Here is a 6802-nt window from a genome sequence, read left to right as displayed (position 1 = left end):
GCCCAGTTGCTCCGTTTGCACCAACTGCACCTGTAGCACCAGTTGCACCTGCTATACCTTGAATACCCTGAGCGCCTGTAGGCCCAGTGGCTCCGTTTGCACCAACTGCACCTGTAGCACCAGTTGCACCTGTTATACCTTGAATTCCCTGAGCACCTGTAGCACCAGTAGCACCGTTTGCACCGGCTGCACCATTTAAACCAGGAAGACCTTGTGGGCCTGTTGCGCCTGTAGCACCAACCGCGCCAGTGGCACCATTAGCACCAGCTGCACCATTTAAACCAGGAAGAGCTTGTGGGCCTGTTGCTCCTGTAGCGCCAGTTATGCCTTGAATACCTTGTGCACCTGTAGCCCCAGTCGTTCCGTTTGCACCAACTGCTCCTGTTGCTCCCGTAACACCTGCTAAACCTTGAATACCCTGAGCACCTGTAGCACCAACCGCACCAGTGGCACCGTTAGCACCAGCTGCACCATTTAAACCAGGAAGACCCTGTGGACCTGTTGCTCCCGTAACGCCTGCTAAACCTTGAATACCCTGAGCACCTGTAGCGCCAGTAGCACCAGCTGCACCATTTAAACCAGGAAGACCTTGTGGGCCTGTTGCTCCCGTAACACCTGCTAAACCTTGAATACCTGGAGCGCCTGTAGCACCAACTGCTCCAGTAGCACCTGCTATACCTTGAATACCTTGTGCGCCAGTTGCCCCAGTAGCACCTGCTATACCTTGAATACCTGGAGCGCCAGTTGCCCCAGTAGCACCTGCTATACCTTGAATACCTGGAGCACCAACCGCGCCAGTGGCACCGTTAGCACCAGCTGCACCATTTAAACCAGGAAGACCTTGTGGGCCTGTTGCTCCGTTTGCACCCGCAATACCTTGAATTCCCTGAGCACCTGTGGCACCAGTAGCACCTTGTGGTCCAGTCGCACCCGTAGCACCTCTTGATCCCGGTGCATTAAATGCATATGTAGCATAAGGTACGCTAAGCAATTTAGCCGTTCCCATGTCTACATAACCTGAGCCGGTGTTAAGTTCTGTCTGAATATATTTTTGAGCAGCTGCCCAGTCAATGTTGTTAAATACACCCCTGGAAACGGAACCGCCGCCAATATCTATTGAGAACGTCCCGAACTGATTGGATCTTACCGTGTGGGTTTCCTGATAATCGATATTGCCGGTTGCAGAACCACTTCGTATCGAAATCCGGATACCAAGATTCGCATTAGATAAAATGGTTCCATTGTTGTTCCTTGCAATTCCCTGGAATTTGAAGTTCTGGCTTTGCGCCTGGGCAGCCGCAAGCGAAAACAACAGAACGAGCGTTAATAAAGCTTTTTTAAGCATGGGATGATGATAAAAAATGAATAAGGGTATTATAATTTTACAAGTTTCACAGTTCCTTTGGCCAGATCATTCCGCACACGGACATAATATGTACCGCCTTTAAACCTGGAAATATCCAGATCAAGGTTCAGGCTAAAATCTTTTGTATATTGTATTGACTTAGTAAATAGTATTCTTCCCAGAACATCGCAGATTTCCAGTGTATAATCACCATCTGGCATATTCCGCATATCCAGTTTTGCATTATCTCCGGTAGTTGGATTGGGGAATACAGCCAGCTCGCGGGTAACAATTGCAAAAGGCAAATTAATAAGCTGATCACCCTGGATAAAACCTAAAGTGAGGATTTTGCCTGCATTAGCATTCACGAAAAGCTCTGCAACTGGTTCGCCAATGGTATAAGTTAGAGTGATATTTCCAGCTGTTGCACTTTCGCCGGCAGTAGAGATCACGCTGCGGTCCAATAGCTGGGCATGAGCGGTATTGATGCACAGCATCACCGCAAGGGATGTTATAAGTGTTGAGAGCTTAATCATATCTTGTGTGCTCAAATGTAAAAAAATAAAGTGTTGTAAATTTATAATATTTTCAAATAGGGTATTTTTCCCCTATTTTTTACTTGATTTAAATCAAACTTTGTTGAATGTTGTTGTATTGCTATAGCCACAAAGGCATGGCTTCGAATAACACAAATTGATTACGATCCCCGTCACATCAAGTTAAATGTAACGCTACAAGCACACTATGGCACATCTATTTATTTTGAGGAGTAAAAATTTATAAGATAAAAATGTTGACCGCTTACAGTAATTTTATTCTAAAAAATTCAATTCATTCCCTCGCTTTTGTTTTACGATGTAAATCATTCATTTTTTTTATATTTTTGGAACCATAGACACCCTTGTCCAAGAATTAACGTGAAGAATCTCCTTGTTGTAATCCCTTGTTTTAATGAACACATTGCATTACCGAAACTACTGGATGAGTTGCTGGCACTGAAACTAACAGCAGCCTATACTCTTGATATTGTGGTAGTAAACGATTATTCTACAGACGCTACTGCTGCTGTAGCCAGCAGGTATCCGGTAAACCTGTTAAACCTTCCGGTTAACCTGGGCATTGGGGGTGCCGTTCAATGCGGGCTTCGGCACGCTTTGCATACCGGAGCTGATCTGGCTATTCAAGTTGACGGAGATGGCCAGCATCCTCCCGGGGAAATTCAAAAACTATTGGCCTGCTATGAACGGACAGGAGCAAACCTCGTAATTGGCTCCAGATTTTTGGAGAAAGCCGGATTCCAGTCCTCATTAGTCAGAAGAATGGGGATTTCCTATTTTCACTGGCTGAACAAAGCCTTTACCGGAAAAAATATTTATGACAGCACCTCAGGTTTTCGCCTGTTCGATAAGAAATCAATAGCCCTTGCGGCAAAATATTATCCCGACGATTATCCGGAACCAGAATCACTGGTGATGTTTGCCCGAAAACGACTTGTAGTGTGCGAAACGGCGGTAGAGATGCGAAGCCGGGATGGAGGAAAATCATCTATTGGCAACTTTGCCTCATTATACTATTGCATTAAAGTAACCATTGCCATGATATTTTCTGCAATCCGAAAAGTTAACTAATTATGGGGAGAATTCAACTCATTACGATCATCACCAGCCTCGCATTTTTGTTCTATATCTGCAGGTTAATTATCAAAAACCGCTTACGGGAGGAATATTCAATTGTATGGTTTCTAAGCACATTAATTCTTGTTATTTTCTCCTTTTATGAGGACGGACTGAATCTTCTGGCGCGACTTGTAGGCATCGCGATTCCGGCCAACCTCGTTTTCGCAGGATCTATATTCGCTATTCTGATTTACCTGCTGCACCTAAGTGTGGCAACTTCTAAATTACAGCGACAAAACAAACAAATGGCGCAGGAAATAGCGCTGATGAAAAAACAAATTAACGATATTGAAAGCAAGGAGAACATCAATCCCCTTTCCTGATCTGACAACTATGACAACTTCGACCAATAGAATTCTGATTATTTTTGCCTCTTTAGTACTGGCGCTCCTGATATTTGCTTATGCCAATCATTTCGGCAATACCTTTCACTTTGATGATGCACATGCCGTAGTGGATAATGTGTCCATTCGGAGTCTTAAAAACATCCCTGCATTTTTCTCAGATCCTAAAATGTTCAGCGCTGACCCGCAACACTGGGGTTTAAGGCCACTGGTGACTACAACACTTGCCATAGACTATGCGCTGGGCAAAGGGCTCAATCCGTTCTATTTTCAACTCTCCACCTTCTTGTGGCACATCCTCCTGTGTGCACTTCTATACCTGATCTATCAGAGATTGTTGAGAAACAGCAACACGCCATGGGCGTCTTACATTGCGGCCATTGCAACAGCATGGTTTGCCCTGCATACTGCAAACGCAGAAACGCTAAATTATGTAATCTCACGCTCGGATGTTTTATCTACTTTTTTTATCCTGCTTTCGCTGGGCACATATATTTTCTGGCCGGAAAAACGTAAATACTATTTGTACCTTATCCCTGCAATGCTTGGTGTTTTCGCTAAAGAAACTGTCCCTGTATTGCTTATCATTCTGTTTTTTTATAAATTAATTATTGAAGAAGAGGTTAGCCTGACCCGGATTTTTAAATTACAGCAACTTAAAATTGCATTAAAAGTATTCATTGGACTCCTCCCCCTTACCCTGGCTATTCTGGTCGTGCAGATCTATACCCTTTCCAAAATATCCAGCGTTCCGGGCATAACAAATCCATGGCTTCCCTATGTACTGACGCAAAGTTATGTCTGGTTACATTACTTTATTTCCTTTTTTATTCCTGCCAATCTCAGTGCAGATACCGACTGGGTGGTTATTACCAATTTACTTGATGAGCGGATCATCATGGGGGTGGTATTTGTTATTTTATTGGTGATTGGTATTGTTCGCACATCAAGAACTCCTGAAACAAGACCTGTGAGCCTTGGCCTTATCTGGTTTGCAGCTTCCCTCCTGCCAACTTCACTGGCACCCTTCGCTGAAGTTACAAACGATCATCGCATGTATTTTGCCTTTACAGGGCTGGCACTCGCAGTCGTTACCTATCTGGGACTGAAAGTGAAAGACCTGAACATTGCAAATTCACCATTTTTCAAGTACGCCATTTCAGGGTTGTTAATACTGGTGTTGGGTCTGAACGTATATGGCGTACGCAAACGCAATATCATCTGGAATAGTGAAGAAAGTCTTTGGTATGATGTAACGTTAAAAAGCCCGAATAACGGGCGGGGCTTAATGAATTACGGATTAACTCAAATGGGAAAAGGCAAATATGATATCGCTGAAAGCTACTTCATCCGGGCGCTACAGTTTTTGCCCAATTATTATACCCTTCATATCAATCTGGGTGTTTTAAACGGGGCAAAACAAAACCACCTGGAAGCAGAGCGATATTTTAAACAGGCTATAACTTTGCAACCCAATGCTTTTGAGACTTACGCCTACTATGCCCGTTATTTACTGGAACAGGGTCGGTATACAGATGCGTCACAATATGGGGAGCAGGCGCTCTCACTTAACCCAAACTCACAAATGGCACTCAACATACTTCTCGAAACCTATAATCTTGAACAAAATTGGGTTAAGCTATCAGAAAGAGCCAATAACCTTCTTTTGTTATTGCCTGATGATCAAAAGGCTAAATCTTATCTGGAAGCAGCAAAAAATAAGCAACCGATAGCCGCCAGAGCCGAAAATCAGACCAATACACAAACTCCTACTGCTGCAGATTATTTGAATGCCAGTTTGATCGACTATAATTCAGGTAACTATCTAAAATGTATTGAGGCATGCCAGGCAGCTCTTCAACTGAATCCTAATTATGCTGATGCCTACAGCAATATGGGTGCGGCATACAACCAGCTTGGCCAATGGCAAAACGGTGCCAATGCCTGCAAAAAGGCTTTGGCAATAAACCCAAACCATAAGCTGGCTAAAGGCAATTTGGATTGGGCAATGGGCGCTTTAAAACCTAAAAATAAATAAGATCATTTCTGTAACATTACGAAAATCCCGACCATTACCACCAACGCGCCAATACTCTGTTTCAGATTCAGCACCTCGTTGAGGTAATAGCGGTTAACAACCAAAATAAATACCAGCGAAATCAGTGTAATAAAAACTGATACGGTTGTAGCCGCATCCGAAAGGTAAGGGATTTTAATTAACGTATTATTGATAAGCACAAAAGACATCCTCGATACTACAGCAAGGAACATCGAAAGCGCAAATCGCCAATTGGTAGCAAGGGCAATCAAATTCGAAAGCTGAAAGAGGTTTCCCTGAATTAAACTTTTACTGCCCAATATTGCAATTGAAAAAGCACTAGAAAAACAGTAGAGCGTTGTAAAAAGGAACAAGTACAAAAATTGGGACGTTAAATTTTGCATACGGGTGTTAATTTAGGGGGAATATAAAAAACTCATTCTCACAACTGATTATCTTTGTATCCAAGTTTATAAAAGCGAGACAAAATGCCGGCAATGGCGGATCCCCATATTTTTTTGAACATTGCAGCTTCTTCCCTGCTTCTTTGGCCACTTTCAAGCTGAGCGGTTGTTTCTGATTCCTGGTGTATCCGGTGGAACAGAAGCTTTTTGGGGATATAAATAAAGTAGCCTTTCTGCTGCGCCAGCCTGTACCAGGCCTCCCAGTCCAGTGCACAGAAATAGGACTCATCAAACCTAAAATCAGGCAGATAAGATTTATTGATGGTTACCGACGGACAGCAGATTGCATCGCCCAAAGAAAGGGATATTTTTTTGAGCAAATTCATTTTCAATTGCTTGCTGATTAAAAACGGTAGAAGCAATAACTTTTTAATCAATGCATTTCTTGATCTTCCTCTGATCTTCCCATGAACAAGATCTGCATAATCGGTAAAAATCAACTGAACCCCTTCCTGTCTCAAGCGGTTGTAACCCTGAACCACCTGAGCCGTAAAATCCTTTTCGTAAACATCATCCTGGTGAGCAAGCGTTACCAATGGTGTATTGGCTTTCTCTATCGCAAAGTTCCAGTCAGAACCAATTGATCCCCCTTTTCCTTCATTTATATGATAAGCTAAGCCATATTGCTCAGCCAACGCCTTCAAATGGTTATTTGGGGTCGAGGTGGTCAATATGATTTCACTAGGCAAACTTTGTGATTTCAGGCTGATGATACATTCTTCCAGATAAGGTGATTGCTGGTATCCCAAAATAGCAAAAGTATGAGTGCGCATAAAATTGAAGAATATTGAACTCCGATGTTTTTTATATCGGTAAATATTACAAATCTAATGAATATTCATAATACAGGAGCTGCCACATTAAATTTACCGCCTATAATGCATTACATATGCTCCAATTGTTTTCATCTCACCAGAAATGATCACCGTAAAAAT

6 protein-coding genes and 1 pseudogene are annotated in these 6802 nt (G+C 42.9%); 3 read left to right on the top strand and 4 right to left on the bottom strand.

Annotation, left to right across the window (positions count from 1 at the left end):
• Together AC570I_RS00200 and AC570I_RS00195 are read right to left on the bottom strand one after the other, a co-directional pair.
• Window positions 1–1345: pseudogene (locus AC570I_RS00200) on the bottom strand (hypothetical protein); the annotation flags it as partial.
• A 29-nt stretch (window positions 1346–1374) separates the two neighbouring features.
• A complete protein-coding gene (locus AC570I_RS00195; RefSeq protein ID WP_497403232.1) occupies window positions 1375–1881 on the bottom strand; it encodes a T9SS type A sorting domain-containing protein in 507 nt (168 codons plus the stop codon).
• 381 nt (window positions 1882–2262) lie between these two features.
• Between AC570I_RS00195 and AC570I_RS00190 the strand changes: the two genes are divergently transcribed.
• Genes AC570I_RS00190 through AC570I_RS00180 form a run of 3 tightly spaced genes read left to right on the top strand, consistent with a single transcriptional unit; the run spans window position 2263 to window position 5403 of the window.
• Window positions 2263–2973 carry a glycosyltransferase family 2 protein gene (locus tag AC570I_RS00190; protein WP_497403230.1) on the top strand — a complete coding sequence of 237 codons (711 nt, stop codon included), beginning with the start codon at window positions 2263–2265 and terminating at the stop codon, window positions 2971–2973.
• A gap of 2 nt (window positions 2974–2975) precedes the next feature.
• Window positions 2976–3344, top strand: a complete 369-nt coding sequence (locus AC570I_RS00185) for a DUF2304 domain-containing protein (protein ID WP_497403228.1) — start codon at window positions 2976–2978, stop codon at window positions 3342–3344.
• 10 nt (window positions 3345–3354) lie between these two features.
• On the top strand, window positions 3355–5403 hold the full coding sequence (locus AC570I_RS00180) for a tetratricopeptide repeat protein (RefSeq protein ID WP_497403226.1): 2049 nt from the start codon (window positions 3355–3357) through the stop codon (window positions 5401–5403).
• A 2-nt stretch (window positions 5404–5405) separates the two neighbouring features.
• On the opposite strand, the gene AC570I_RS00175 is transcribed toward AC570I_RS00180, so the two are convergent.
• Together AC570I_RS00175 and AC570I_RS00170 are read right to left on the bottom strand one after the other, a co-directional pair.
• The gene (locus AC570I_RS00175; protein WP_497403224.1) at window positions 5406–5723 is read right to left on the bottom strand and encodes a hypothetical protein; all 318 of its coding nucleotides are present in this window, start codon (window positions 5721–5723) and stop codon (window positions 5406–5408) included.
• A 122-nt stretch (window positions 5724–5845) separates the two neighbouring features.
• Entirely contained in the window at window positions 5846–6640 is a 795-nt protein-coding gene (locus tag AC570I_RS00170) for a glycosyltransferase family 2 protein (RefSeq protein WP_497403222.1), read from the bottom strand.
• Window positions 6641–6802: the final 162 nt, after the last annotated feature.

The sequence above is a fragment of the Pedobacter sp. A2324 genome, from assembly GCF_059693705.1.
This window is presented reverse-complemented; position numbering and strand designations above follow the sequence as displayed.

What these genes read in the sequence shown, in the direction of transcription:
- AC570I_RS00170 (WP_497403222.1), bottom strand. Translation starts at nt 6,640, where the DNA reads ATGCGCACTCATACTTTTGCTATTTTGGGATACCAGCAATCACCTTAT.
- AC570I_RS00185 (WP_497403228.1), top strand. Translation starts at nt 2,976, where the DNA reads ATGGGGAGAATTCAACTCATTACGATCATCACCAGCCTCGCATTTTTG.
- AC570I_RS00180 (WP_497403226.1), top strand. Translation starts at nt 3,355, where the DNA reads ATGACAACTTCGACCAATAGAATTCTGATTATTTTTGCCTCTTTAGTA.
- AC570I_RS00195 (WP_497403232.1), bottom strand. Translation starts at nt 1,881, where the DNA reads ATGATTAAGCTCTCAACACTTATAACATCCCTTGCGGTGATGCTGTGC.